Annotated in this window: 22 protein-coding genes; 14 read left to right on the top strand and 8 right to left on the bottom strand. The window is 71.0% G+C overall.

The window, feature by feature from the left end:
* The first annotated feature begins 199 nt into the window (after nucleotides 1–199).
* Nucleotides 200–2,857, top strand: a complete 2,658-nt coding sequence (locus AB0I49_RS04095) for a transglycosylase domain-containing protein (RefSeq protein ID WP_363225249.1) — start codon at nucleotides 200–202, stop codon at nucleotides 2,855–2,857.
* Between the two features lie 110 nt (nucleotides 2,858–2,967).
* On the top strand, nucleotides 2,968–4,482 hold the full coding sequence (locus tag AB0I49_RS04090) for a glycosyltransferase 87 family protein (RefSeq protein WP_363225248.1): 1,515 nt from the start codon (nucleotides 2,968–2,970) through the stop codon (nucleotides 4,480–4,482).
* Between the two features lie 96 nt (nucleotides 4,483–4,578).
* On the opposite strand, the gene AB0I49_RS04085 is transcribed toward AB0I49_RS04090, so the two are convergent.
* The 3 genes from AB0I49_RS04085 to AB0I49_RS04075 form a co-directional block, all read right to left on the bottom strand.
* Nucleotides 4,579–5,610 carry an alanine racemase gene (locus AB0I49_RS04085; protein ID WP_363225247.1) on the bottom strand — a complete coding sequence of 344 codons (1,032 nt, stop codon included), beginning with the start codon at nucleotides 5,608–5,610 and terminating at the stop codon, nucleotides 4,579–4,581.
* 107 nt (nucleotides 5,611–5,717) lie between these two features.
* A complete protein-coding gene (locus tag AB0I49_RS04080) occupies nucleotides 5,718–6,836 on the bottom strand; it encodes a peptidoglycan bridge formation glycyltransferase FemA/FemB family protein (RefSeq protein ID WP_363225246.1) in 1,119 nt (372 codons plus the stop codon).
* Nucleotides 6,837–7,086: 250 nt separating this feature from the next.
* Nucleotides 7,087–7,416: a hypothetical protein gene (locus AB0I49_RS04075; RefSeq protein ID WP_363225245.1), complete on the bottom strand. Its 330-nt coding sequence runs from the start codon at nucleotides 7,414–7,416 to the stop codon at nucleotides 7,087–7,089.
* Nucleotides 7,417–7,721: 305 nt separating this feature from the next.
* On the opposite strand from AB0I49_RS04075, the gene rpsF reads away from it, so the two are divergent.
* The 4 genes from rpsF (at nucleotide 7,722) to rplI (ending at nucleotide 9,430) form a co-directional block, all read left to right on the top strand.
* Nucleotides 7,722–8,012, top strand: a complete 291-nt coding sequence (gene rpsF / locus AB0I49_RS04070; protein ID WP_003978891.1) for a 30S ribosomal protein S6 — start codon at nucleotides 7,722–7,724, stop codon at nucleotides 8,010–8,012.
* 81 nt (nucleotides 8,013–8,093) lie between these two features.
* Entirely contained in the window at nucleotides 8,094–8,687 is a 594-nt protein-coding gene (locus tag AB0I49_RS04065) for a single-stranded DNA-binding protein (RefSeq protein WP_363225244.1), read from the top strand.
* Nucleotides 8,688–8,728: 41 nt separating this feature from the next.
* A complete protein-coding gene (gene rpsR, locus AB0I49_RS04060; protein WP_004950692.1) occupies nucleotides 8,729–8,965 on the top strand; it encodes a 30S ribosomal protein S18 in 237 nt (78 codons plus the stop codon).
* Nucleotides 8,966–8,983: 18 nt separating this feature from the next.
* Nucleotides 8,984–9,430 (top strand): 50S ribosomal protein L9, encoded by a 447-nt coding sequence (gene rplI / locus AB0I49_RS04055; protein WP_363225243.1) that lies wholly within the window; start codon nucleotides 8,984–8,986, stop codon nucleotides 9,428–9,430.
* Nucleotides 9,431–9,625: 195 nt separating this feature from the next.
* On the opposite strand, the gene AB0I49_RS04050 is transcribed toward rplI, so the two are convergent.
* Nucleotides 9,626–10,963, bottom strand: coding sequence for an MATE family efflux transporter (locus tag AB0I49_RS04050; protein WP_363225241.1), 1,338 nt, complete (start codon nucleotides 10,961–10,963; stop codon nucleotides 9,626–9,628).
* A 484-nt stretch (nucleotides 10,964–11,447) separates the two neighbouring features.
* On the opposite strand from AB0I49_RS04050, the gene dnaB reads away from it, so the two are divergent.
* Nucleotides 11,448–12,902, top strand: a complete 1,455-nt coding sequence (gene dnaB / locus AB0I49_RS04045; RefSeq protein ID WP_363225437.1) for a replicative DNA helicase — start codon at nucleotides 11,448–11,450, stop codon at nucleotides 12,900–12,902.
* A gap of 56 nt (nucleotides 12,903–12,958) precedes the next feature.
* Here dnaB and AB0I49_RS04040 read toward each other — a convergent pair whose 3' ends face one another.
* Complete coding sequence (locus tag AB0I49_RS04040) at nucleotides 12,959–13,525, bottom strand: dihydrofolate reductase family protein (RefSeq protein WP_363225239.1); 567 nt, start codon at nucleotides 13,523–13,525, stop codon at nucleotides 12,959–12,961.
* Nucleotides 13,526–14,064: 539 nt separating this feature from the next.
* Between AB0I49_RS04040 and AB0I49_RS04035 the strand changes: the two genes are divergently transcribed.
* Complete coding sequence (locus AB0I49_RS04035; protein WP_363225238.1) at nucleotides 14,065–15,198, top strand: FAD-dependent monooxygenase; 1,134 nt, start codon at nucleotides 14,065–14,067, stop codon at nucleotides 15,196–15,198.
* A gap of 142 nt (nucleotides 15,199–15,340) precedes the next feature.
* On the top strand, nucleotides 15,341–16,333 hold the full coding sequence (locus tag AB0I49_RS04030; protein ID WP_363225237.1) for an AraC family transcriptional regulator: 993 nt from the start codon (nucleotides 15,341–15,343) through the stop codon (nucleotides 16,331–16,333).
* Between the two features lie 85 nt (nucleotides 16,334–16,418).
* Here AB0I49_RS04030 and AB0I49_RS04025 read toward each other — a convergent pair whose 3' ends face one another.
* Entirely contained in the window at nucleotides 16,419–17,144 is a 726-nt protein-coding gene (locus AB0I49_RS04025) for a dienelactone hydrolase family protein (protein WP_363225236.1), read from the bottom strand.
* 217 nt (nucleotides 17,145–17,361) lie between these two features.
* Between AB0I49_RS04025 and AB0I49_RS04020 the strand changes: the two genes are divergently transcribed.
* From AB0I49_RS04020 to AB0I49_RS04010, 3 genes are all read left to right on the top strand, one after another.
* Entirely contained in the window at nucleotides 17,362–18,765 is a 1,404-nt protein-coding gene (locus AB0I49_RS04020) for a serine hydrolase domain-containing protein (protein ID WP_363225235.1), read from the top strand.
* Between the two features lie 125 nt (nucleotides 18,766–18,890).
* Entirely contained in the window at nucleotides 18,891–20,018 is a 1,128-nt protein-coding gene (locus tag AB0I49_RS04015; protein ID WP_363225234.1) for an aminotransferase class V-fold PLP-dependent enzyme, read from the top strand.
* A gap of 238 nt (nucleotides 20,019–20,256) precedes the next feature.
* Nucleotides 20,257–21,057: a helix-turn-helix domain-containing protein gene (locus AB0I49_RS04010; RefSeq protein WP_363225233.1), complete on the top strand. Its 801-nt coding sequence runs from the start codon at nucleotides 20,257–20,259 to the stop codon at nucleotides 21,055–21,057.
* A gap of 55 nt (nucleotides 21,058–21,112) precedes the next feature.
* On the opposite strand, the gene AB0I49_RS04005 is transcribed toward AB0I49_RS04010, so the two are convergent.
* Both AB0I49_RS04005 and AB0I49_RS04000 read right to left on the bottom strand, forming a co-directional pair.
* Nucleotides 21,113–21,565 (bottom strand): GNAT family N-acetyltransferase, encoded by a 453-nt coding sequence (locus AB0I49_RS04005; RefSeq protein WP_363225232.1) that lies wholly within the window; start codon nucleotides 21,563–21,565, stop codon nucleotides 21,113–21,115.
* 56 nt (nucleotides 21,566–21,621) lie between these two features.
* The gene (locus AB0I49_RS04000; RefSeq protein WP_363225231.1) at nucleotides 21,622–22,119 is read right to left on the bottom strand and encodes a MarR family transcriptional regulator; all 498 of its coding nucleotides are present in this window, start codon (nucleotides 22,117–22,119) and stop codon (nucleotides 21,622–21,624) included.
* 297 nt (nucleotides 22,120–22,416) lie between these two features.
* Here AB0I49_RS04000 and AB0I49_RS03995 point away from each other — a divergent pair, with 297 nt between their 5' ends.
* Together AB0I49_RS03995 and AB0I49_RS03990 are read left to right on the top strand one after the other, a co-directional pair.
* The gene (locus AB0I49_RS03995; RefSeq protein WP_363225230.1) at nucleotides 22,417–23,049 is read left to right on the top strand and encodes an HAD-IB family phosphatase; all 633 of its coding nucleotides are present in this window, start codon (nucleotides 22,417–22,419) and stop codon (nucleotides 23,047–23,049) included.
* A 430-nt stretch (nucleotides 23,050–23,479) separates the two neighbouring features.
* Nucleotides 23,480–25,294, top strand: a complete 1,815-nt coding sequence (locus AB0I49_RS03990) for a globin domain-containing protein (RefSeq protein WP_363225229.1) — start codon at nucleotides 23,480–23,482, stop codon at nucleotides 25,292–25,294.
* Nucleotides 25,295–25,351: the final 57 nt, after the last annotated feature.

Here is a 25,351-nt window from a genome sequence, read left to right as displayed (position 1 = left end):
AAGATCCGCAGTGGGAGGGTTTTGGCCGTGCGTAGTCTGTGCGCCATGCAAAACACCGGGAACCAAGTGACGCCGTGGGGCGTCATCGTGCTGAATGCAGTGCGCCCGGCCGCTCAAGGGGGCCGGCCCGCACTTCTGGGGGACCGGAAGCCACCTGCCGCTTTCAGGCGATCGCGCCTGCCCGAGGAGTAGTCGTTCCATGAGCGAGCACCGTCGCAAGCCGCCGCAGCCGCAAGGCGGCGGACGAGCCGCGGCTCGGCGCGGGGCCGGACAGTCGTCCGGCCGTCGCGCCGCACCACCACGCAACACTTCCACCGGTTCCGACGCCGTATCGAGCAACGCGTCGGCCGGTGCATCGAGCGGCGACGCTCCTGCATACGGCGGGCGCGCCGCCGCCCGGCGCGCGGCACAGCGCGGCGGCGGCCGCAGACGATCGGGTTCGGAGTCCGCGGGCGCCGGCGGTTCCGGTCGCGGCGGCGGCCGGCGGGGCGGTGGCGCGGCCGGCGGCGGCCGGGGGCGCGGTCGCGGCGGCGACAGCGGGCCCGTCAAGAAGCGCTTCATCGACTACCCGCGCGCGGGCAAATACGGATTCAGGCGTTGGGTGCCGTCCTGGAAGCTGGTCACGGCCACGTGCCTGGGCTTCATGGGCCTCATGGTGGGCGCGGTGGGCATAGCGCTGCTGATGGTGGACATCCCGACGGCGCAGGCCGCGTCGAAGGTCCAGAAGAACGTCTACTACTGGGCCGACGGCAAGACGATGGTGGTCGCGGGCGGCGGTGAGCTCAACCGGCAGATCGTGCCGCTCTCGCAGATCCCCCACTCGATGCAGAACGCCGTGATCGCCGCGGAGAACGCCTCGTTCGAGACCGACGCGGGCGTCGACCCGATGGGCATCGCGCGCGCGGTCGTGAAGATGGCGCAGGGCGGCGAGACGCAGAGCGGATCGACCATCACCCAGCAGTTCGTGAAGAACACGTTCCTGAACCAGGAGCAGACGCTCCAGCGCAAGGCCACCGAGCTGCTGATCTCCATCAAGGTGGGGATCAAGACGAGCAAGGACGACATCCTCGCCGGGTACCTGAACACCGCCTACTACGGGCGCGGCGCGTACGGCATCCAGGCCGCGGCGCGCGCGTACTACAACAAGGACTGCTCCGACCTGTCGCCGACCGAGAGCGCGTTTCTCGCCGCGACGCTGAACGGCCCGAACCTGTACGACCCGTGGGGCGGCCAGGGGCCGGCGGCGACACCCGAGAAGAACACCAAGCGGGCCACGGAACGCTGGCAGTTCGCGCTCAAGCGCGAGGTCGAGACCAAGCGGATGAAGCCCGAGGAACGCCAGAAGTGGCTGGCGAAGGGCTTCCCGAAGCCGCAGAAGCCGAAGCCGGCGACGAACCGGGCCGGTCAGATCGGCTATCTCACGGACCTCGCCGACGCCTACATCGTCGCGCACAGCAAGGGCAAGATCACCAAGGCCCAGCTGGACAAGGGCGGTTATCAGATCCACACGACGTTCCAGAAGGACAAGGTGGATACGCTGGCGGCGTCCGTCGAGGCGGTCCGGAAGGCGAACATCAAGCCGAAGGAACGCAAGGTCGACGAGCACGTGCAGTTCGGCGGGGCGTCGGTGGAGCCGGGCTCAGGCAAGATCATCGCGATCTACGGCGGTGAGAGCGCGCTGAAGCACTTCACCAACAACGCCGACGAAACCGGCGTCCAGGTCGGTTCGACCTTCAAGCCGTTCGTTCTGGCGGCGGCCATGGAGCACGGCAAGCGCAATCCGGGCCTCTCCGCGGACCAGGGCGACGACGATCGCACCCCGGTCTCGCCGGAGAGCATGTACGACGGCGACAACGAGGTGACGCTCCGCGACTTCAACGGCCAGGTCTGGCACGACAAGGACGGCTCGGAGTGGCACCAGAAGAACGACGCCGGTGAGAACAGGGGGCCCATCAGTCTCAGAACCGCGATGCAGTTCTCGGTGAACACGCCGTACATCCAGCTCGGCATGGACGTGGGCACCGACGTCGTCCAGCAGGAGGCGATCAAGGCGGGGCTCGCCAAGAGCCAGATGGCCTCGCTCTCCCCCACCTTCTCCCTCGGCACGTCGGCGCCGAGCGCGATCCGGCTGGCCGGCGCGTACGGGACCTTCGCGGCCAAGGGCAAGCAGGCCGATCCGTACTCGGTCGAGAAGGTCGAGAAGGACGGCACGGCCGTGTACGAGCACGAGGACGAAACGAAGCAGGCGTTCGACGCCAACATCGCGAACAACGTCACCGATGTGCTGCGGAACGTGGTCGAGCACGGCACCGGTACCTCGGCGAAGCTCTCGGGAGGCCGGCCGGCGGCGGGCAAGACCGGTACGACCGATGAGAACCGCTCGGCCTGGTTCGCGGGCTACACCCCGCAGCTGTCCACGGCCATCGGCATGTTCCGCGTCGACCCCAACGCGAAGCAGCAGGAGTTCCTGTCCATGCGCGGCGTGGGCGGTGAGAAGACGATCCACGGCGCCTCGTACCCCGCGGAGATCTGGGCCGACTACATGAACAAGGCGCTCAAGGGCAAGGAGGCCGAGGACTTCGACAAGCCGCAGCCGATCGGCAAGAAGATCTTCGGTGACGGCGCCAGCCCGACTCCGTCGCACACCCCGACGCAGACGCCGACGGCGCCGACCCACACGCCCAGCCACACGCCGTCGGCGCCGACCCATACCTGCGGTCCGCTCGACTGGAAGTGCAAGGGCGACGGTGACGGCGACGGCGATACATCGGGGCCCGGCGGTCATCCCACCGGTGGTCCCAGTCCGACGATCACGCCGTCCAAACCGGGCAGCATCTGGGACGGGACCTACGAGTAGCCTCCCGCCCCCGGCCGCCGTTCCGGCAGCCATGACCGATGAGGGCCGTCACGCAGCGCGCGTGGCGGCCCTCGCCGCTGTCCACAGGCCCGTACGGCAGGATGGCCCGCATGACGAGCGCGCGAGAGGACCAGCCCGTACGCCCCACCGCCGAGGACACGGTGGCCGCCGCGGGCAGCGAGGTCATCGGCGGCCCGGCCGGCCGTCGCGCGGTGTCCGGCGGAGGCTGGTGGACCGCGGTGCGGATCATCACGCTGGTGGCCATCGGGATGTTCGCGCTCGGCATGGTGCAGAAGCTGCCGTGCTACGACTCCGGCTGGTTCTACGGCGCGACCTCGCAGTACACGCACGCCTGCTACTCCGATATCCCGCACCTCTTCAACGGGCGCGGCTTCGACATGGGCGTCGTCCCCTACTTCGACCGCGTCCCCGACGCGGTCTCCGGCGGCATGCCGTATCTGGAGTACCCGGTCCTGACGGGGCTGTTCATGGAGGTCGCCTCCTGGCTGACGCCGGGCGGCGGCACGACGCAGCACCGCGAGCAGCTGTACTGGCTCGTCAACGCGGGCATGCTGATGGTCTGCGCCGCCGTCGTGGTGATCTGTGTGGCCCGTACGCACCGCCGCCGCCCCTGGGACGCCCTCCTGGTGGCCCTCTCACCGGCCCTGGCGCTGACCGCCACCGTAAACTGGGACCTGTTCGCGGCGGCCCTGCTGGCCGCCGCGATGCTGAAGTGGTCCCGCGGCCGTTCGCTCGCCGCCGGCGTCCTGATCGGCCTGGCGACCGCCGCGAAGCTCTATCCGCTGCTGGTGCTCGGACCGCTGTTCATCCTGTGCTGGCGGGCGGGCCGCTGGCGGGACTTCGGGCGGGCGGCGGCCGGCGCGGTGGTGGCGTGGCTGGTGGTGAACCTGCCGGTGATGCTCACGCACGACGCGTCCGGCTTCCACATCCGCGAGGGCTGGGCGCAGTTCTACACCTTCAGCCAGGACCGGCCCGTCGACTTCGGGTCCATCTGGCTGCTCATCTCGCAGCGCACCGGCGACACGCTGGAGAACGCCAATACGTACGGGACGCTGCTGATGGTCATCGGCTGCCTCGCGATAGGGGCGCTCGGCCTGTACGCGCCGCGCAGGCCGCGCCTGGCCCAGCTCGCGTTCCTCGTCGTGGCGCTGTTCGTGGTCACCAACAAGGTCTACTCGCCGCAGTACGTGCTGTGGCTGATCCCGCTCGCCGCCCTGGCCCGCCCGAAGTGGCGGGACTTCCTGATCTGGCAGGGCTGCGAGGTCCTGTATTTCGTGGCGATCTGGATGTACCTGGCGTACACGAGCGGCGGGGACAAGCACCAGGGGCTGCCGGTGGAGGGGTACCAGCTGGCGGTGGTGCTGCATCTGCTGGGGACGCTGTACCTGTGCGCGGTGGTGGTCCGCGACGTGCTGCTGCCGGAGCGGGACGTGGTGCGGCGGGACGGATCGGACGACCCGTCGGGGGGCGTCCTGGACGAGGCCCCCGATGTGTTCGTGCTCGGCAACGCGGCCCGTCCCCACGAGCCCGCGCGGTTCGAGGGTCCCTACGTGCGATGGGGCACCGGACGGGCGGATTCCGGGCAGGTTTCCCCCATCGAGTGAGGGCCCGCCCGTGCGGACGGCGCACGGGGCGTGAACGCGAAAGGGGCCCGAGGACGCGGCGCGTGGCTGCGGCTTCGGGCCCCTTTCGCGGTGCGGTCAGCGGTCGACGAGCCGGTCGAACTGGGTGGTGGTGTGCCGCAGATGGGCCACCAACTCGTCGCCGACCTGCGGGGCCGCGACATCGCCGGGGACGAAGAGGATGGACACCTGCATGTGCGGCGGCTCCGCGAACCAGCGCTGCTTGCCCGCCCAGACGAAGGGCGAGAGATTGCGGTTCATGGTCGCCAGGCCCGCCCGCGCGACCCCCTTGGCGCGCGGCATCATGCCGTGCATCGCCTTCGGCGCCTCAAGGCCGACGCCGTGCGAGGTGCCGCCCGCGACGACGACCAGATAGCCGTCGGCGGCGGTCTTCTGCTGGCGGTAGCCGAAACGTTCGCCCTTGGAGACGTGCGTGACGTCGAGGACCGCGCCGCGGTACTGCGTCGCCTCGTGGTCGCCGAGCCACAGCCGGGTGCCGATGCGGGCGCGGAAGCGCGTCTGCGGGAACTGCTGCTGGAGCCGGGCGAGCTCCTCGGCCTTGAGGTGGCTGACGAACATCGTGTGCAGCGGAAGCCGGGCGTTGCGCAGCCGGTCCATCCAGCCGATGACCTCTTCGACGGCGTCGGAGCCGTCCGTACGGTCCAGCGGCAGGTGGATCGCGAAGCCCTCCAGCCGTACGTCCTCGATGGCGGCGTGCAGCTTGGGCAGGTCCTCCTCGCTGATGCCGTGCCGCTTCATGCTGCTCATGACCTCGATGACGACGCGGGCGCCGACGAGGCCGCGCACGCCCTCGACCGAGGAGACGGAGCGGATGGCCCGGTCCGGCAGCGGCACCGGCTCCTCGCCGAGCCGGAAGGGGGTGAGCACCAGCAGGTCGCCGCTGAAGAAGTCCTTGATCCGGGCCGCCTCGTACGTCGTGCCGACGGCGAGGATGTCGGAGCCGAACGCCGCGGCCTCGTCGGCCAGCCGCTCGTGGCCGAAGCCGTAGCCGTTGCCCTTGCAGACCGGGACGATGCCCGGGAACTGCTGGAGAACGGTCTGCTGGTGTGCCCGCCAACGCGCGGTGTCGACGTAGAGCGTGAGCGCCATGGCCGGTCCCGGAACCTTTCCTGTGCCTGATCGGAGTGTGAGGCCGTGCGGACGCATGCGGTCCGCACGGGGGCGTACGGGTGTACAGGGTGTACGGGTGAAAACGGTCAGCGCCGCGACATGTACATGTCGAGCGCCTTGTGCAGCAGCTTGTTGAGCGGGAAGTCCCACTCGCCGAGGTACTCGGCAGCCTGCCCGCCCGTGCCGACCTTGAACTGGATCAGGCCGAAGAGATGGTCCGTCTCGTCCAGCGAGTCGCTGATGCCGCGCAGGTCGTACACGCTGGCGCCGAGTGCGTACGCGTCGCGCAGCATCCGCCACTGCATCGCGTTCGACGGCCGGACCTCGCGCTTGTGGTTGGCGGACGCGCCGTAGGAGTACCAGACGTGGCCGCCGACGATCAGCATCGTCGCGGCGGCGACGGCCTCCCCCTCGTGCACGGCGAAGTACAGCCGCATCCGGTTGGGGTCCTCGGTGTTGAGGGCGGTCCACATGCGCTGGAAGTAGCCGATGGGGCGCGGACGGAAGTGGTCGCGCTCGGCGGTGATCTCGTAGAGGTGCTGCCAGGTGGCCAGGTCTTCGTAGCCGCCCTGGACGACCTCGACGCCGGCCTTCTCGGCCTTCTTGATGTTGCGCCGCCACAGCTGGTTGAAGCCCTTGTGCACGTCTTCGAGGGAGCGGCCCTCCAGCGGCACCTGGTAGACATACCGCGGCTGGACGTCGCCGAAGCCCGCGCCGCCGTCCTCGCCCTGCTGCCAGCCCATGCGGCGCAGCTTGTCGGCGACCTCGAAGGCGCGCGGCTCGATGAAGCTGGCCTCGATGTCGCGCAGCCGCTTGACGTCGGGGTCGGCGATGCCCGCCTTGATGGCGGTGGCGTTCCAGCGGCGGATGATGACGGGCGGGCCCATCTTCACCGAGAAGGCGCCCTTCCCCTTGAGGTGCGCCAGCATCGGCCGCAGCCAGTCCTCCAGGTGCGGCGAGTACCAGTTGATGACCGGGCCCTCGGGGAGGTAGGCCAGATACCGCTTGATCTTGGGCAGCTGCCGGTAGAGGACGAGGCCGACGCCGACGAGCTCGCCCGTCTTGTCGAACCAGCCCAGGCTCTCCGAGCGCCACTCCGACTTGACGTCCGCCCATGCCGGGACCTGCATGTGGCTGGCCGAGGGCAGACTCTGGATGTACGCCAGATGCTGTTCTCGGCTGATGGTCCTCAGGGTCAGGCTCATGCGGGGCGCTCCTCGGCAGGTTTGTCCCCAGGGGCGGGGCTCCGGCTCTCGCGCCGAAGCCTACTGGCACAGGGGAGCGCCCTGTTTGGGCGTATGCGGGCAGTGGCCCGGCTCACGGTCGTACGGGCCGCCGGGGCCCGTCGGCCGTTACCTGTACGGGCCGGGGACGCCGGGCCCGTACAAGGCCGCTCGTACGGGCCTGACCTGGGGAGCCCGTACGAGCGCCGGCCGGAGGTGCGCCGGGCCGCGGCTAGCCGACCACGCCGCCGAACAGCCCGCCGTGCGCCATGCCGATGAAGAATCCCACAGCGGCCGCGCCCATCCCGATGATCAGCAGGAACCGTTCTCCGGTGGTGGCCGAGATGAACTGTCCCCAGGCCCCGGTGAGGATGCCGACCAGGCCCGACCAGGAGCTGAGCAGGTGCAGGCCGTGGAAGGCCGAGGAGATCACGGCGATCGCGCCGAGGATCACCGTGGCCGCGGCGAGGCTGTTCTCGACGGGATGCGCCTTGCCGTCGCTGTTGATGGCGGTGTTGATGAGGGCGAGGGGTCCGTGGTGTTGCCGTGCTGCCTGTGCCATGAGGCACCTCCTGTAGGCAAAGCGGCGCACTGTAGCGCCGGTCACACCCGATGCGTCCAGAGTGCGGGTGCCTGCGGGCGGATTTCAACCGGAAGGCGGGGTGCGGGTACGCTGGTCGGTCTGCACCGGTGTCGGCCGGGCATGTCATGGCTCTCCGGGGTTTCCCGGTCGAGACCGGCCGCACCGTCCGCGCTGCCAGCGCTTTTGCGCTGTTGTCAGTGGTCGCCGATACCGTTGCTCACGCATCACGACCCTCCTGCCACGGAACGACCGTGGCCGCTGAGTCCAAAGGAGGTGGGTTCCACATGCGTCACTACGAGGTGATGGTCATCCTCGACCCCGATCTGGAGGAGCGCGCTGTCTCTCCCCTGATCGAGAACTTCCTCTCCGTCGTCCGTGAGGGCAACGGAAAGGTCGAGAAGGTCGACACCTGGGGCCGTCGTCGTCTCTCGTACGAGATCAACAAGAAGCCCGAGGGCATCTACTCGGTCATCGACCTCCAGGCCGAGCCTGCGGTCGTCAAGGAACTCGACCGCCAGATGAACCTGAACGAGTCGGTTCTCCGGACCAAGGTCCTTCGTCCCGAGACCCACTGAATCCCAGCGATTCAGCGGTAATCGGGCTGCGTCACCACGAGTAGCAAGCAGCCAGCAGCACACCCGCCGAGAGGTTCACCCATGGCAGGCGAGACCGTCATCACGGTCGTCGGCAATCTCGTCGACGACCCCGAGCTGCGCTTCACCCCGTCCGGTGCGGCGGTCGCGAAGTTCCGCGTCGCGTCCACTCCCCGCACCTTCGACCGCCAGACCAACGAGTGGAAGGACGGCGAGAGCCTCTTCCTCACGTGCTCGGTGTGGCGTCAGGCGGCGGAGAACGTCGCCGAGTCGCTTCAGCGCGGCATGCGTGTCGTCGTGCAGGGGCGGCTGAAGCAGCGGTCCTACGAGGACCGTGAGGGCGTCAAGCGCACGGTCTACGAGCTCGACGTCGAAGAGGTCGGCCCGAGCCTGAAGAACGCGACGGCCAAGGTCACCAAGACCACCGGCCGTGGCGGCCAGGGTGGCTACGGCGGCGGTGGCCAGCAGGGCGGCGGCTGGGGCGGCGGCCCCGGCGGCGGCCAGCAGCAGGGCGGCGGCGGTGCTCCCGCCGACGACCCCTGGGCGACCAGCGCTCCGTCCGGCGGCCAGCAGGGCGGCGGCGGTGGCGGCTGGGGCGGCGGCTCCGGCAACGCCGGCGGCTCCGGCGGCGGCTACTCGGACGAGCCGCCCTTCTAGGGCGGCGGCAGAAAACTTCTTGATCACACAGGAGAGAGACAATGGCGAAGCCGCCTCCGCGCAAGCCTAAGAAAAAGGTCTGCGCGTTCTGCAAGGACAAGACCGCTTACGTGGACTACAAGGACACGAACATGCTGCGGAAGTTCATTTCCGACCGCGGCAAGATCCGTGCCCGTCGCGTGACCGGCAACTGCACTCAGCACCAGCGTGACGTCGCCACGGCCGTGAAGAACAGCCGTGAGATGGCGCTGCTGCCCTACACCTCGTCCGCGCGATAAGGGAAGGATGACCGACCAATGAAGATCATCCTCACCCACGAGGTGTCCGGCCTCGGCGCCGCCGGCGACGTCGTCGACGTCAAGGACGGCTACGCCCGCAACTACCTGGTCCCGCGCGGTTTCGCGATCCGCTGGACCAAGGGTGGCGAGCAGGACGTCGCTCAGATCCGCCGCGGTCGCAAGATCCGCGAGATCGCCACGATCGAGCAGGCCAATGTGGTCAAGGCTCAGCTCGAGGGCGTGAACGTGCGCCTGGCCACCCGTTCGGGTGACGCCGGTCGCCTGTTCGGCTCCGTCACCCCGGCCGACATCGCCACGGCGATCAAGTCGGCCGGCGGCCCGGACGTCGACAAGCGCCGCATCGAGCTGGGCTCGCCGATCAAGACCCTGGGCTCGCACCAGGTGTCCGTGCGTCTGCACGCCGAGGTCGCCGCCAAGGTGGCCGTCGAGGTCGTCGCCGCCTGATTCACGGCGCTCGCGCCTGAGTCATGGCGCTCGGCTCACGCTGAAGCGCGACTGAAGGGCCGTACCCCGCGGGGTACGGCCCTTCGGCGTTCTCGGGGGCGGGGCGGGGCGGGGTGGGGGTGGCCGGTCCGGGCTCGTACGTGGTGCCGGGGTCGTACCGGCCTCGTGTCCGTAAGGGCGCCGGGGCCCGTGCCGTCAGCGGGTCGCGCCCGTCACGAGCCAGCGGCCGGAGCGGGTGCGCAGCCACAGGGTCGCCATCCGGACGGCCATCATCAGGGCCATGGCCCACCACAGGGCGGTCAGGCCGCCGCCGAGGGTGGGGACGAGCAGCGCGACGGGCGCGAAGACGGCGAGTACGAGCAGCATCGCCCAGGCGAGGTACGGGCCGTCGCCGGCGCCCATGAGCACGCCGTCGAGGATGAAGACGACGCCGGCCACGGGCTGGGTCAGCGCCACCACGAGGAGCGCGGGCAGCAGCGCGCCGTGTACGGCCGGGTCGGTGGTGAACAGCGGGATGAACAGCGGGCGGGCGGCCACGACGAGCACGCCGAGCACCACCCCGGAGGCGATGCCCCACTGCACCATGCGGCGGCAGGCGGCACGGGCGCCGTCGGTGTCGGCGGCGCCGAGGTAGCGGCCGATGATGGCCTGGCCGGCGATGGCGATGGCGTCCAGGGCGAAGGAGAGCAGGCTCCACAGCGTGAGCACGATCTGGTGGGCGGCGATGTCGGCGTCGCCGAGCCGGGCGGCGACGCCGGTCGCGATCATCAGGACGGCGCGCAGCGAGAGCGTACGGACCAGGAGGGGCGCACCGGCCTGGGCGCACGCCCGTATGCCGGCGGCGTCGGGGCGCAGGGACGCGCCGTGCCGGCGGGCGCCGCGGATGACGACGGCGAGGTAGACGGCGGCCATGGCGCACTGGGCGATGACGGTGCCCCAGGCGGAGCCGGCGATGCCGAGTCCGGCGCCGTAGACGAGGGTGATGTTGAGGGCGGCGTTGGCCGCGAAGCCGCCGACGGCCACGTAGAGCGGGGTGCGGGTGTCCTGGAGGCCGCGGAGGACGCCGGTGGCGGCGAGGACGATGAGCATCGCGGGGATGCCGAGGGCGCTGATGCGCAAGTAGGTGACGGCGTAGGGGGCGGCGGTGGACGAGGCGCCGAAGAGGTCGATGAGGGCGGGGGCGGTGGGCAGCACGACGGCGATGACGGCGGCGCCGAGGAGGAGCGCGAGCCAGATGCCGTCCATGCCCTGGCGGATGGCGGCCGGGAGGTCGCCCGCGCCGACGCGGCGGGCGACGGCCGCGGTGGTGGCGTAGGCGAGAAAGACGAAGATCGAGACGGCGGTGGTGAGGAGGGCGGCGGCGACGCCGAGGCCGGCGAGCTGGGGGGTGCCGAGGTGGCCGATGACGGCGCTGTCGACCATGACGAAGAGGGGCTCCGCGACGAGCGCGCCGAAGGCGGGCACGGCGAGCGCGATGATCTCGCGGTCGTGGCGGCGGGCGCTGCGCTGCTCGCGCGTGGGGGCCTGGGGCATGTGGCCAATCTAATCTTCCACAGGTAAGTGCTGCAAGGTGATAGGGGCCCTTACGGCATGTGGTGTCGGGCGCTCGCCGGTGCGCCGTTTGTCGTGATCTTGAGCCGGGTGGGGAAGTTTTTCTTCTCAACAGGCCCTGGATGAAGAAACCGCAGGTCGGGGCGGTGAGATTGAAGCGATTGTGTGTTTGTCCACAGAGATTTCCCCCATCCCGTGCACAGGTATCGGCGACTTCTCCACAGGATGGGGCCCGTCATCCACATGGTCTGTGGATAACAAGATTGGCGCACGGTCTCCACGGGCCTACCGTGGTCCGGCGCCCGCCGCATGTTCCGGCCCCCGCGACTCGTGAACTCGACGCGCCGTAACCGGAGTCGGGTGTCCTATTTGTCAGAGCCGTGCCGTAAGAAAGAAGGGCATGGCGAGGTCCGCGTCGCGGACGGGAGGAGGTGGCGGGGTGAGCATGCCTATGCCTGAGCCGCCCATGGAAGACCCCTGGACGGACGCCGGTCCCAGCGACCGGCTCCCGGTCTCCCGGCCCCGGCGCGGCGAGGGCAGGAGCCGCGGCGAGCAGCACGACCGCGGCGACGAGGGCTCCTCCTGGCAGGGCGGCGGCTTCGAGCGCGTACCGCCGCAGGACCTCGACGCCGAGCAGTCCGTGCTCGGCGGCATGCTGCTCTCCAAGGACGCGATCGCGGAGGTCGTCGAGGTCCTCAAGGGCCATGACTTCTACCGCCCCGCGCACGAGACCGTCTACCAGGCGATTCTCGACCTCTACGCCAAGGGCGAGCCGGCCGACCCCATCACGATCGGGGCGGAGCTCACCAAGCGCGGCGAGATCACCAAGGTCGGCGGAGCCGCGTATCTGCACACCCTGGTGCAGTCCGTCCCGACGGCCGCCAACGCCGCGTACTACGCCGAGATCGTCCACGAGCGGGCGGTGCTGCGGCGCCTGGTCGAGGCCGGCACCCGCATCACCCAGATGGGATACGCGGCCGACGGCGACGTCGACGACATCGTCAACAGCGCCCAGGCCGAGATCTACGCCGTCACCGAGCAGCGCACCAGCGAGGACTACCTCCCGCTCGGCGACATCATGGAGGGCGCGCTCGACGAGATCGAGGCGATCGGCTCCCGCAGCGGCGAGATGACGGGCGTCCCGACGGGCTTCACGGACCTGGACGCCCTGACGAACGGCCTGCACCCCGGCCAGATGATCGTCATCGCGGCCCGCCCCGCCATGGGCAAGTCGACCCTGGCACTGGACTTCGCCCGCGCCTGCTCCATCAAGTCCAACCTGCCCAGCGTGATCTTCTCCCTCGAAATGGGCCGCAACGAGATCGCGATGCGCCTCCTCTCCGCCGAGGCGCGGGTGGCCCTGCACCACATGCGCTCCGGCTCCATGACGGACGAGGACTGGACGCGCCTCGCCCGCCGCATGCCGGACGTATCGGCCGCCCCCCTCTACATCGACGACTCCCCGAACCTGTCGATGATGGAGATCCGCGCCAAGTGCCGCCGCCTCAAGCAGCGCAACGAGCTCAAGCTCGTCGTCATCGACTACCTCCAGCTGATGCAGTCCGGCGGCTCGAAGCGCGCCGAGAGCCGCCAGCAGGAGGTCTCGGACATGTCCCGAAACCTCAAGCTCCTGGCCAAGGAGCTGGAGCTGCCGGTCATCGCCCTCTCCCAGCTCAACCGCGGCCCCGAGCAGCGCACGGACAAGAAGCCGATGGTCTCCGACCTGCGTGAATCGGGTTCGATCGAGCAGGACGCGGACATGGTCATCCTGCTGCACCGCGAGGACGCGTACGAGAAGGAGTCGCCCCGCGCGGGCGAGGCGGACCTGATCGTGGCCAAGCACCGAAACGGCCCCACGGCCACGATCACGGTCGCTTTCCAGGGGCACTACTCGCGGTTCGTGGATATGGCGCAGACCTGATTCGGGCGTGCGGGTCTCAGATTTCCCAGCCAAGCCGCCAGCCAGCGGGAAGCTGCTCAGCGCCTCGGCTCGTACCTGGTCAGGACCACGCCGCCGGGGAACATCCGCGTCTCGACCAGGTTCAGGTTCACCCAGCTGTCCAGGGCGGTGAAGAACGGCGTGCCGCCGCCCACCAGGACCGGATGGGCGGCGATCACGTACTCGTCGATCAGCCCGGCGCGCATGGCCGCTCCGGCGAGCGTCGCGCCGCCGATGTTCATCGGGCCGCCGTCCTCGGCCTTGAGCCGGGTGATCTCGGCGAGCGCGTCGCCGGTGACCAGGCGGGTGTTCCAGTCGACCTTGTCGACCGTCGAGGAGAACACCACCTTCGGCGTGGACCGCCAGTTCCGCGCGAACTCGATCTCCGCCGGGGTGGCGCCCGGCTGCTGGTCGCCGGTCGGCCAGTAGGAGGTCATCGTCTCCCACAGCTTGCGCCCGTATAGCGACAGGCCGCTCGCCTGCTCGTGGTCGAGCCACCACTGGAACAGCTCGTCGCTCGGCGGTCCGCTCCAGCCGATGTCGTCGCCGGGCGCGGCGATGTAGCCGTCCAGGGTCAGGTTCATGCCGTAGATCAGTTTCCGCATGGCGCGGCCTTCCGTCCGTGGGTGGCCGGCGTATGGACCAGCGGGGCGCGGAAAACTCAGCGGTGCGCGGTCTGGGCTCGCCGGTAGTCCTCGTGTTCGGGCTCAGCGTGGTGTACCCGGCCGACACGGGCAAGTTGCCTGATCTCGGCCTCGACCCCGTGTCCTCGACCCCGCCCCCTCCACGCGCGATCCCAAGCTGCTGCGCCGACTCGGACGCGTACAGGCGCCTCCTCACTGACCGGCCTCCAGTGGGGAATCGCAGCCGGCCGCTGTCACCTTGGGCCGCCTTGGGCCCCTTGGGCAGCAGCCGTCACCGTCAATGTCGGACGGTGATCGGGAGTTCGCGGCCTTCGCGCAGCTTCCGCCGTCGCAGGGGCGCCGTTTTTCGAGGGCCCGATCGCCCGATCGCCCGATTGCCTGGTTGCCCGATCGCCTGATCGCCGACAGGGGACGGCCGCTGCCGGATTCGGATGAGGCGGAGGGGCGGCGCGGCCTACGGTGTGGGGAAATCAACGCTCTGGAGAGCTCTGGAGGCGCATATGGACAGCTATCGCGGTGTGCGGACGGCCTTGATCGTGGGTGCGGGGATGGCCGGGCTGACAGCGGCGATCGCTCTGGCACGCGACGGGTGGCAGGTCGAGGTCGCCGAGGCCGCCCCGACGCGGGCGGCTGCGGGATGGGGGTTGTGCCTCACCGGTCCTTCGCTGCGCGCCCTGGACGAGCTGGGGCTCGCGGACACGTGCCTGGCCGAGGGGTACGGCATGAGCACGATCACGCACGTGTACGTGGACGGCGAACCCGCGGGCGAGACCCAGTTGCCGCGGCTGATCGGTGCGGGGCGGCCGGCGGCGGCCGGCATCGCGCGGCCCGTACTGCACCGCATCCTGTACGAGGAGGCCGAGCGGTGCGGTGTGGTGATTCGCCACCAAGTGACCGCTGCCGCGGTGGAGCAGGACCAGGAGGGGGAGCTGGTCCGCGTGCGGTTGTCGGACGGGACGGTTCGGCAGGTCGCGCTGCTGGTGGGCGCGGACGGGGTCAAGTCGTCGGTGCGGGGCCTGCTGGGGTTCGAGACCTCGCTCGACTACCACGGGCTGATGATCTGGCGGGCCCTGGTGCCCCGCCCGCCGTGGGCCTCCGGGATCCATCAGTTCGCGGGGAAGGCCGACACGGCGGGCATCGTGCCCATCTCGGACAGTCAGGCGTACGTGTTCCTGACGGAGAACGGGGCGGAGCGCAGCGCCCTGCCCGACGCCGAACTCGCCCCGCGCATGCGGCGGCTTCTGGAGAGCTTCTCCGGCCGGGTGCAGGAGATGCGCTCCCTGGTCTCCGCGTCGGAATCGGTGGTGCGCCGCCCGATGCTGACGACGTTCCTGGAGGGCGGCTGGAACCGGGGCAACGGCGTGGTCATCGGCGACGCCGCGCACGCGCCCGCACCGCATATGGCCAGCGGCGCCGCCCTGGCCATCGAGGACGGGCTCGTACTCGCCCGTGAACTCGGGCGACACGGGTCTGTCGGCGCGGGGCTCCAGGCGTTCGTCGACCGGCGTACGCAGCGGTGCCGAACGCTCGTGGAGACCTCGGTCGCGATCGTCGGCCTGGAGCAGGCGCAGCAGTACCGCGAGATGTATCCGCTGGTCGATTCCTGTCACCGGCTCATGGCCGAGCCGGTCTAGCGACCAAGGGAGCGCGTAGCGATTAAGGGAGCGCGTAGCAATCAAGGGAGCGCGTCATGAGCGACAGCGGTCTGATCACCCGCCCGCCGCGGCACTTCGATATCGCCGGCGTCCCGGCCCCCGGGGAGGTGCCCCCGCCCTCGTGACCACCGTGCCGACGCCGCTGCGCAACCACCTCATCACCAGATCCCGGAACCCCGCCGACCTGCTCAACGCCGCCACCCGCCTGTTCGGCGGCTCGATCGCCACATCGCCGCTGGACGAGTGGTGCGGCGGCGAACACGAACTGCGCGGCGTCGCCGGACACGGCTTCGCGGTGGGCTGTTTCGCTTCGCCGCTGGATGTGCGCGTCGCCTCCTCGGCCGGGGGCCGCGACCGCGGCTCCTACTTCGTCAACATCGGCGTCACCGGCGCCATCTCGGCATCGTGCGGCCGCCTGCGGGCGACCCTCGACGGTGGGACGGCGGGGGTCGCAAACCCCGGGGACACCCAGGAACTGCGGCCCCTGCGCAGCCGGCGGACGCGGTTCCTGGGGCTGCGGATCGACGCCGCCCTGGTTGAGCAGGAGTTCGCGGCGCTGGCCGGGCGTCCGCCGGTGTCCCCCGTACGCTTCGATTTCGCCCTCGACCTGGCCGGGTCCGAGGGCCGGGCGGTCCGGCTGCTGGTGGATTCCCTCCTGGCACAGCTGGATTCGGGAGACCCGCTGTTCCAGCGCGCGGAGTTGCAGCGCGGCCAACTGCGCTGCCTCGTCAGCGCCCTGCTCCTGGCCCAGCCCCACTCGCACACCGGCGAACTGCGCGACGGCCCGCGGCCCGGTCTTCCGCGCTCCTTGCGGGCAGCCCTCGCGTTCATCGACGCGAACCTCGCCGGACACATCGCCGTCGGCGACATCGCCGACGCCGCGGGGTGCAGCCCGCGGACCCTCAGTTCCGCTTTCCGCGCCCGGCTCGGCCTCTCGCCCATGACCTACGTCCGTCACCTGCGACTCGACCGTATTCGCGAGGACATCCTCGCCTCCACCGACTCCGTCGGCACGATCGCCTACCGGTGGGGCCTCTCACACCTCGGCCGCTTCGCCGCCGACTACCGCGCCCGGTTCGCCGAACTCCCCTCGGAGACCGCGGCCCGCAGGTAGTCCGACACCTTGCCCCTGCCCCCGCTGTCCCCCGTTGACGCGTCCGCCCGTCTGCCTGTCATCGCGTCAGCCCCGGCGCTCCTGGTCACTCCGCCACGGGCAGGCACTCGGTGAGCAGGTCGATGACGTCACGCCAGGCGCGTTGCGCGTGTCGCGGGTGGTGGCCGACGCCCGGGCGGACGGTGTGGGCGACGTTGGGATGGTGGAAGGCGTGCTGGGCGCCGCCGTAGACCGTGAGGCGCCAGTCGACGCCCGCGTCCTGCATTTCGGCGGCGAAGGCGGCGCGTTGCTCGGCGGGCATGATCGGGTCTTCCGAGCCGACGCCGGCCCATACGGGGCAGCGGATGCGCGCGGCCTCGCCGGGCCGGCCCGTGGTCAGCGCGTTGACCGTGCCGATCGCGCGCAGGTCGACGCCGTCGCGGCCCAGCTCCAAGAGGATCGCGCCCCCGGTGCCGTAGCCGATGCCGGCGATCCGGTCGGGGTCGGTCCGGGGTTCGGCGCGGAGTACGTCGAGGGCCGCGTGGCCGATGTCCCGCATCCGCTCGGGGTCGGCGAGCAGCGGGGTCACGTGCGCCATCATCTCCTGCGGGTCGGTGAACCAGCGCCCGCCGTTGATGTCGAAGGCCAGCGCCGCGTAGCCCAGTTCGGCCAGGGCGTCGGCCCGGCGGCGCTGGAAGTCGTTCAGGCCGGGGCCCTCGGGCCCTATCAGCACCCCGGGCCGACGGTCGGAACCGGCGGGCAGCGCGAGGTGCCCGACCATCGTCAGGCCGTCGGCCGGGTATTCGACCGTACGCGTTGTGATCGTCGTCATGGGACCGGACCTTAATGAGCGTCGGGTTTGATCGGACCGGTCTTCACCGTCGGCAGAAAGCATCAGAGGGCTTAAAGGGCTTCAAATGGCTATAAAGTCCCCCAAAGAGCTCCAAAGGGCTTCAAGAAGCGTAAAAGGTGCGCGAGGGGAGTCAGGGGGGAGGCAGGGGCCCCGCAACGCCGGTGAGCGCGCGGTAGGGACGTCCTAAGGTGCGGGCATGACCGCTTCCTTCGCAGACGCAGAGTTCCATGATGTGCTGCCCGCCACCCGCCGGGCCCTCGCGCACCGCATCGCCGTCGCCCAGTCCGAGGGCCGTTCGCCCTCCCTGGTGGGGGCGGTGGTTCGGGAGGGGGAGATGGTGTGGTCCGGGGCGTGCGGGACGGTCGACGGGCGGGTCCCCGACGCCGACACGCAGTACCGGATCGGCTCGATCACCAAGACGTTCATCGCCGTCCTGGTGCTGCGGCTGCGCGACGAGGGGCTGCTCGACCTCGCCGACCCGCTGCGCAAGCACCTGGACCTGGCCGGCGCCCCGACCGGGGCGGCGGAGGCGACGGTCGCCCAGCTCCTCTCGCACACCGCGGGGCTGGCCGCCGAGGCGCGCGGGCCCTGGTGGGAGCGGACGGACGGCGCGCTGCGGCCCGCGCTGGCGGATGTGTTCGGCGAGGGGCCGCAGCCCCACCCGGCCGGACGGCGGCACCACTACTCCAACCCCGGCTTCGCGCTGCTGGGCGCGCTCGTCGAGCGGCTGCGCGGCGGCGCGCCGTGGCACGAGGTGCTGCGGCGCGAGGTGCTGGAACCGCTGGGCATGCGCCGTACGACGCCGCTGCCCGCCGCGCCGCACGCGGACGGCTGGGCGGTCCACCCGTGGGCCGACGTGATGCAGCCGGAGAACGTGGTCGACACGGGGCTGATGGCGCCCGCGGGACAGTTGTGGTCCACGGCCGGTGACCTCGCGCGCTTCGCCGCGTTCCTGCTGCGCGGCGACGAGCGGGTGCTGAGCGCGGACACGCTGGCGCAGATGCGTGAGCCCGCGGCCGGGCCGGAGGGCGAGCACTGGGACGGCGGCTACGGGCTCGGTGTGCAGCTGACCCGCGCGCAGGGCCGGCTGCTTTTCGGGCACACCGGTTCCATGCCCGGCTTCGTCGCCGCGCTGTGGGTGAACGCGGCGGAGGCCGTCGGCGGGATCGCGCTCGCCAACGTCACCTCCGGGCCGCCGACCGGGGCCGTCGCCGCCGACCTCGTACGGATCGTCGCCGAGTACGAACCGCGCTTCCCGCGGCCGTGGCAGCCGCTGCCCGCCGCCGACCCGGAGCTGCTGGCCCTGACCGGGCCCTGGTACTGGGGCGCCACCCCGCTCGCGCTCCGCCTCCGAGCGGACCGCGGGCTGGAGCTCCGGCCCCTCGCCGCGCAGGGCCGCGCGTCGCGCTTCCGGGCGGAGGCGGACGGCACCTGGACCGGCCTGGACGGCTACTACGCGGGCGAGGTGCTGCGGGTGGTCCGTACCGAGACGGGCGAGGTCGGCCACCTCGACATCGGTACGTTCGTCTTCACCCGGCAGCCGTACGAGCCGGGGGACGCGGCGGTTCCGGGGGGCGTCCACCCCGAGGGCTGGCGGTAGGAAGCGGGCCGGGGCGGGCCTCGGTGTACAGCGGGCAGCGGACGTACGCTCGATTCCGGAAGACCGGAACCCGGAACAACGAGATATCGGGCCGCCGTGCGCGGCGTATCACCTGGAAGGCCACCGTGACCACTGCGAACCCCGTCCCGGCCCTGCTCGACCTGCCACCGCTCACCGCCGGCCACTTCGCGCGCATCGAGGACAAGATCGCCTCGCTGCTGCGTACGCGCGCCGACGTCGTCGCCATGCAGGGCGAGGCGCTGCTTCCGCTGGAGGCGTGCATCCGCTCGGCCGTGCGCCCCGGCTCCACGGCGCTGAACGTGGTCACCGGCCCGTACGGTGAGACGTTCGGCGGCTGGCTGCGTTCCTGCGGGGCGGAGGTGGTCACCGTCACCGCGCCGTTCAGCGGCGCGGTCTCTCCGGAGCAGGTGGCCGACGCGCTGCGCGGGCGGCCCGAGATCGACTTCGTGTGCCTGGTGCACGCCGAGGCCGCGACCGGCAACACCAACCCCGTCGCCGAGATCGGGGCCGTGGTGCGCGAGCACGGCGCGCTGCTGATGCTCGACGCCGTCGCCTCCGTGGCCGCCGAGCCGCTGCTGACCGACGAGTGGGGCGTGGACCTGTGCGTGATCGGCGGCCAGAAGGCGATGGCGGGGCCCGCCGGGGTGTCCGCCGTGGCCGTCAGCGACCGCGCCTGGGCGCGGATCGCCGCGAACCCGCAGGCCCCGCGCCGTTCGTACCTCTCGCTCCTGGACTGGAAGGAGCGCTGGATCGACGGCGGCCGGGCCGCGCTGCCGCACGCGCCGGCCCAGATGGAGATGCTCGCCCTGGAACAGGCCGCTGACCGCGTCGAGTCGGCGGGCCTGGACGCCGTCATCGCCCGCCACCGGGGAGCGGCCGCGGCCACCCGCGCAGGTGTACGGACACTGGGCGCCCTTGCCCCGTACGTCACCCGTGACGAGGATGCCGCCCCGGTCGCCACGACGGTGCGGGCCCCCGAGGGAATGGACGCGCGCGAACTGGTCGCTGCCGCCTTGGCCGCCGACCCGGCCGTACCGGTGCAGGCGGCGGCGGGCGAGCTCGCCACGGAGATGATCCGCGTCAACCACTACGGGCGCGCCGCCGACCGGTCCGTCGTGCTCGCCTCGCTGGCGGCGCTGGCCGAGGGGCTGCGTGTGCTGGGAGCGGACGCGTCGGGGGCCGACGCCGCGGCGGAGGCGGCGGGGGCCGCTTGGTCCGAGGTGGCGGGCTGAGGGGTTGAGGGAGGGGTGGGGGGGGCGGCCCCCACCCCTCCCCCTTTTTTTGGCCTGCGAATCGAACACCAGTTCCCTGTGTGCGGATGCGCGACGCGCCTCCGAGGCGGATCGTTGAACTGGAGAGCGCTGGGTCGCGATCATGTTCTACGGCCTGGCTATAATCGGAACGCCCCACCCGCTTGCCTCGCGGGGCGGTCACCCCGGTTTTCGCCCGCGCCCTCAGGAGCCCCGACAGATGACGGAACCCGTCGCCGCACCCTCCCGCGCCGACGCGCGGCGCAACAGGGCGCTCGTGCTGACGGCGGCCCGATCGGCTTTCGCGGAACGGGGGATGGACGTTCCGCTTGGGGAGATCGCGCGGCGCGCGGGGGTCGGCGCGGGCACGGTCTACCGCCATTTCCCGTCAAAGGAAGCGCTGTTCGAGGCGGCCGTCGTGGATCGGATACGGCTGTTCGTCGATACGGCACGGGAGTTGGCGGACGTGCCGGACCCTGGTCCGGTCTTCTTCCGCTTCCTGGCGTCGGTGGTGCGGCTGACCGCGCGGAACAAGGCGCTGTGCGACGCGCTGGAGGCGGGCGGGGAGGAGCGGTTCGGCGCGTCCGCCGGCCTGATCCGGGAGTTCGCGCAGGCCCTGGACGTACTCCTGACGCGGGCTCAGGAAGCGGACGACGTACGGCGGGACGTGGATATCGCCGACGTGCGGGCGCTGCTGCTGGCGTGTCTGTCGATGGAGCGCCGGAGGGGCGCGGGCGCTGTTCCGGGGCGTGGTGTGGCGCTGCTGTCCGACAGCCTGCGGCCGGGGCCGCATGTAACGAAACTTCCGGTGGCCGAGCAGCAAAAGGTCCAGAAGGACCGTAATAGGCGTCATGTGCGTAACGAAACCGGCTGCGCGGCATGCGGCACGCCCGTGTCCGCCGCTCGTACGGGCCGGCCCGCCCGCTACTGCGGCGGCGCCTGCCGTCAGAAGGCCCACCGCGAGCGGGCACGGGGCCGGGGCGCCTCGGAGGCGGGCCGGAGACCGAGCGGCGACGGCTGACCGGTACCAAATGGGTGAGTCGTGTGCGTAGGCCCCCGGTCGCGGGGGCCCGCGCCTAGAGCTGGTACTTGAAGCCGAGGTGCGATGCCTCGAAGCCGAGCCGCTCGTAGAACCGGTGCGCGTCCACGCGCACCGCGTCCGACGTGAGCTGCACCAGCCGGCACCCCTCGGCGCGCGAGGTGGCGATGGCCCACTCGATGAGCTCGGTGCCGAGGCCGCTGCCGCGCGCGTCCGCGTGTATGCGCACGCTCTCGATGATCGAGCGCGTTGCGCCCTGCCGCGACAGGCCCGGAATGATGGTGAGTTGGAGGGTGCCGATGATCTGGCCCTCGCGGACCGCCACGGCCACGTACTGGTGGGGATCGTCGGCCAGCCGGGCGAAAGCGGCGCGGTAGGGAGTGAGGTCGTCGGGGGTTTCGCGCAGCGCGCCGAGCTCGTCGTCGGCGAGCAGGGCCACGATGGCCGGGATGTCGTCGGCGGTCGCCCGCCGGATCTCGATGTCACTCATGCCCGGACCTTACGCGGGCGGCCCGCGAAATGATCAAGTGCCCGGTCGGGCTCCGGTCAGGAAACGGGCGCGAGGGAACGTACCGCGGCGACGAGCGGGGCCAGTTCGGGGTGGTTCGCGGCCTCTTCGAGTGATTCGTTCAGCGCGGCGTCGTGCGTCGGCCGAGCCGCGTCGAGGAGCGCGCGGCCGGCGTCGGTGACGTCCGTGTAGATGCCGCGGCGGTCGGTGCGGCAGAGGTAGCGGGACAGCAGGCCGCGGTCCTCCAGCCGGCTGACCAGGCGCGTGGTCGCGCTCTGGCTGAGGACGACGGACTCGGCGACCTGGTTCATGCGCAGATGGCCGCCCTCGCCGTCGTGCTGGTCGCCGAGCACGCTCAGCACGGAGAACTCGCGCACGCTCAGCTCGTGCCCGGCCTGGAGCGCGCGCTCGATGTGCGCCTCGATCCGGCCGTGGAGGGAGGAGAGGGCGCACCAGCTCTGGGCGAGTCCCGGCGCGAGGGGGGCGCGGGCCTCGTCCGCCGGAGCCGGTGCGACCGGTGTGACCTGCTGAGACATGAGGGGCTCCCCCTTCGGCTTCGTCCGCTTCTCCGTCGGCTTTCGCGGCGCGTCCCGGTCAGGGTACCTCGATACCACAATATTCTGCGCCTGCAATTATTGTGGGCGCTCGTGACGCCGTGCGCAATGCCTCTGTCGGCTTCCGGTTCCGCGTTCCCGCGCCCGCACTCGTGTCCGCACCCGCGCCCGCACTCGTGTCCGCGCCCGCGCCCGCGCCCGCGTTAGCGTCCGCCCCCTCCTCCTGGGCCCCTCGCCGAGCCTCGTTCCCGCGTCCGTACAAGATCTAGGCTCGGTTCCATGACCAGACTGCACTTGTTCGATATGGACGGCACGCTGCTGTACGGCACGGCTGCCGCGATCGAGATATCGCGGCAGCTCGGGGTGGAGCGGGAGATCGCCGAGTTGGAGGGCGCGTTCCTGGCCGGCGGCATGACGCCGCCGGAGTTCGCGGTGCGCGCCTGCGAGCTGTGGGGCGAGCTGCGCGAGGAGCAGGTCGCGGCGGCCTTCGCGAACGCGCCGTGGCTGGCGGGCATCCGGGAGGTCTGGGCCGCGATCCGGGCGCGCGGCGAGCGGTGCGCGGTGATCTCGCTCTCGCCGTCGTTCTTCGTGGAACGGCTGCTGGACTGGGGCGTGGACGAGGCGCACGGCTCGCGCTGGCCCTCGGTTCCGTTCCGGGAACCGGTCGACCCCGCGGGCATCCTCGACGTGGCGGCGAAAGTGAGGATTGCGGATGAACTTTGTGAGAAGTTCGGTCTGAACCGTACGGACTGCGTAGCGTACGGGGACTCGATGTCGGACGTGGCGTTGTTCGCCGCATTGCCGGTGTCGGTCGCGGTGAACGCGGATCATCATGTGCGGGATGCCGCCACGCATGCCTATACCGGGCGTGATCTCCGGGAGGCATACGAATTGGTCGGTGACCCACGGTAATTGGCCGTACCGCGCGCGGAACGCGACAAGAAGTCGTCGCCGCCGACGGTCGAAGGGTTGTGTATTCAACGACGCCCGGTATGGTCGTGCCCGGTTGGCCGCGATGCACAATCGTGACCCGGCGTGGGCTGCTCGCGGGCCGCGCCGGATGGTCTCACCATAGAGGAACACGGCTGCTGTTACCCGGACTTCCTGATGATTGTCCGGAGGCGGGAAGGAAGGTGGCATGCTGCGCGGCAGAGAACTGCGTTCAATGTCACATGACTTCGGGCGTTGTCCGTTCTGTGGCGAACTGTGAGGCTGGTCGGACGTAGTTGGGAATTCTGCTCCGGAAGCGGATACCGAAGCGGACCTGAAACGGGGAATTGCGGGCACCTTCCGGCTTCGGAAGTGCGAAGACCGACTGAAAGATGTTCGAGGCGAGGCAACTATGGACGCTCCGACCACCATGTCGGCCGAAGGCGGCAGTTCCGGCGGCGACGACGGCAATGGCGGTGGCGAGTGGGGCTGGTTCAGCCCGAGCAGGAAGCCTTCCCGCCCGCCGCAGCCCCAGCCGCGCAGCCCCCACGGGGATGACGGCGACCGCGACGAGGACGAGCGTGACGACGGCGTGCGCGACGCGGAGCGGATACCGAGCCGCCCGAGCCGCCCGAGTCGCTCGGTCAGTCCGATACGGCCGGTTGGAAGGGGCAATGAGCGCGGCGGACCGGGTGCGCCCGACGGCCCCGGCGGGCCCGGCGCCTCGACACCGCCGTCCCCCGCGCCGGCCTCCAAGCACACCCCCTCATGGGCCGCCACACCGTCGTCCCCCGAACCGGACGAGCTGGACGAGCTGGATGAACCGGACGAGCACCAGCGCGCCGCCGAGCGCGTACCCGTCCAGGGAACGCGCCCCGAGGCCGACCGAGCCCCGGTCCCGGCCCCCGCCGCAGCCCCGGCCCCCGCCACTGCCCCGACCTCCTCCGCAGCCCCGGCCGCCTCCGCAGCGCCCCCCACACGCGCACCCGAGCCCGCACGCGCATCCACGCCCACACCCGCCCCCTTCTCCGCGCCCACCCCCGCACCCACAACCACCCCCACCCCCTCGGTGTTCGAGTCGGCGGACGCCGTTCCCGCCTCGCCCGACGCCGTGCTCATCCGGCGCACGCTGACCGAGATCGAGCCCATCGCGGACAAGGTCACCTCGTACTTCTACGCGCTCCTCTTCGTCCAGCACCCCGACCTGCGGGCCCTCTTCCCCGCGGCCATGGACACCCAGCGCGACCGGCTCTTTCGGGCGCTGCTCACCGCCGCCAAGCTCGTCGACGACCCGGATATCCTCACCGAGTACCTCTCCCACCTGGGCCGCGGGCACCGGAAGTACGGCACCCTGCCCGAGCACTACCCCGCCGTCGGCGAGTGCCTGCTCGCCGCCCTCACCCGGTACGCGCCGGAGACCTGGAGCGAGGCCGCCGAGGCCGCGTGGGTGCGCGCGTACACGGCGATCTCGCAGATCATGATCGACGCGGCGGCCGAGAACGAGCGCCACGCCCCCGCCTGGTGGCAGGCCGAAGTCGTCTCCCACGAACGCCGGACGCCGGACATCGCCGTCGTGACCGTACGGCCCGACCAGCCCTACGCCTTCCTCGCGGGCCAGTACACGAGCCTGGAAACCCCCTGGTGGCCGCGCGTATGGCGGCACTACTCCTTCTCGTCCGCGCCCCGCCCGGACGGACTGCTCTCCTTCCACGTCAAAGCCGTGCCGGCGGGCTGGGTGTCCAGCGCCCTGGTGCACCGCGCCCGCCCCGGCGACGTCATCCGGCTCGGGCCCCCCGCCGGTTCCATGATTGTGGACCACACCACTGACAACGGGCTGCTGTGCCTGGGCGGCGGCACCGGAATAGCCCCGATCAAGGCCCTGGTCGAGGACGTCGCCGAACACGGCCGGCGCCGCCCGATGGACGTCTTCTACGGCGCGCGTCACGACGACGACCTGTACGACATCGACACCATGCTGCGGCTCCAGCGGACGCACCCTTGGCTCTCGGTGCACCCGGTGGTCTCCGACGGGCCCACCGCCGGCGGCATCGCGGGACCGCTCCCGGACGCCGTCCGGGAGTACGGGCCGTGGAACGCCTACGACGCTTACCTCTCCGGCCCGCCCGGCATGATCCGCAGCGGGGTGGACACACTGAAGGGCATTGGTATTCCGTCCCATCGAATACGGCACGACTCCCTCGAAGAGCTTGTGGCGGCAGGGGGTTGAGGTCTTTGTACGGAGTCGGACCCGAGCAGCTGACTGCCCTACCGGCGGCGAAAGCGC

Origin of the sequence: Streptomyces sp. NPDC050617 (assembly GCF_040654795.1) — a bacterium.
GTDB lineage: Bacteria > Actinomycetota > Actinomycetes > Streptomycetales > Streptomycetaceae > Streptomyces.
Note: the sequence above shows the minus strand (reverse complement) of the source record. Positions and strands in the feature narration are given on the sequence as shown.

Excerpts from the sequence above, each read along its gene's own strand:
- AB0I49_RS04095 (WP_363225249.1), top strand. The coding sequence starts at position 200 with ATGAGCGAGCACCGTCGCAAGCCGCCGCAGCCGCAAGGCGGCGGACGA.
- AB0I49_RS04090 (WP_363225248.1), top strand. The coding sequence starts at position 2,968 with ATGACGAGCGCGCGAGAGGACCAGCCCGTACGCCCCACCGCCGAGGAC.
- AB0I49_RS04085 (WP_363225247.1), bottom strand. The coding sequence starts at position 5,610 with ATGGCGCTCACGCTCTACGTCGACACCGCGCGTTGGCGGGCACACCAG.
- AB0I49_RS04080 (WP_363225246.1), bottom strand. The coding sequence starts at position 6,836 with ATGAGCCTGACCCTGAGGACCATCAGCCGAGAACAGCATCTGGCGTAC.
- AB0I49_RS04075 (WP_363225245.1), bottom strand. The coding sequence starts at position 7,416 with ATGGCACAGGCAGCACGGCAACACCACGGACCCCTCGCCCTCATCAAC.
- rpsF (WP_003978891.1), top strand. The coding sequence starts at position 7,722 with ATGCGTCACTACGAGGTGATGGTCATCCTCGACCCCGATCTGGAGGAG.
- AB0I49_RS04065 (WP_363225244.1), top strand. The coding sequence starts at position 8,094 with ATGGCAGGCGAGACCGTCATCACGGTCGTCGGCAATCTCGTCGACGAC.
- rpsR (WP_004950692.1), top strand. The coding sequence starts at position 8,729 with ATGGCGAAGCCGCCTCCGCGCAAGCCTAAGAAAAAGGTCTGCGCGTTC.
- rplI (WP_363225243.1), top strand. The coding sequence starts at position 8,984 with ATGAAGATCATCCTCACCCACGAGGTGTCCGGCCTCGGCGCCGCCGGC.
- AB0I49_RS04050 (WP_363225241.1), bottom strand. The coding sequence starts at position 10,963 with ATGCCCCAGGCCCCCACGCGCGAGCAGCGCAGCGCCCGCCGCCACGAC.
- dnaB (WP_363225437.1), top strand. The coding sequence starts at position 11,448 with ATGGAAGACCCCTGGACGGACGCCGGTCCCAGCGACCGGCTCCCGGTC.
- AB0I49_RS04040 (WP_363225239.1), bottom strand. The coding sequence starts at position 13,525 with ATGCGGAAACTGATCTACGGCATGAACCTGACCCTGGACGGCTACATC.
- AB0I49_RS04035 (WP_363225238.1), top strand. The coding sequence starts at position 14,065 with ATGGACAGCTATCGCGGTGTGCGGACGGCCTTGATCGTGGGTGCGGGG.
- AB0I49_RS04025 (WP_363225236.1), bottom strand. The coding sequence starts at position 17,144 with ATGACGACGATCACAACGCGTACGGTCGAATACCCGGCCGACGGCCTG.
- AB0I49_RS04020 (WP_363225235.1), top strand. The coding sequence starts at position 17,362 with ATGACCGCTTCCTTCGCAGACGCAGAGTTCCATGATGTGCTGCCCGCC.
- AB0I49_RS04010 (WP_363225233.1), top strand. The coding sequence starts at position 20,257 with ATGACGGAACCCGTCGCCGCACCCTCCCGCGCCGACGCGCGGCGCAAC.
- AB0I49_RS04005 (WP_363225232.1), bottom strand. The coding sequence starts at position 21,565 with ATGAGTGACATCGAGATCCGGCGGGCGACCGCCGACGACATCCCGGCC.
- AB0I49_RS04000 (WP_363225231.1), bottom strand. The coding sequence starts at position 22,119 with ATGTCTCAGCAGGTCACACCGGTCGCACCGGCTCCGGCGGACGAGGCC.
- AB0I49_RS03995 (WP_363225230.1), top strand. The coding sequence starts at position 22,417 with ATGACCAGACTGCACTTGTTCGATATGGACGGCACGCTGCTGTACGGC.
- AB0I49_RS03990 (WP_363225229.1), top strand. The coding sequence starts at position 23,480 with ATGGACGCTCCGACCACCATGTCGGCCGAAGGCGGCAGTTCCGGCGGC.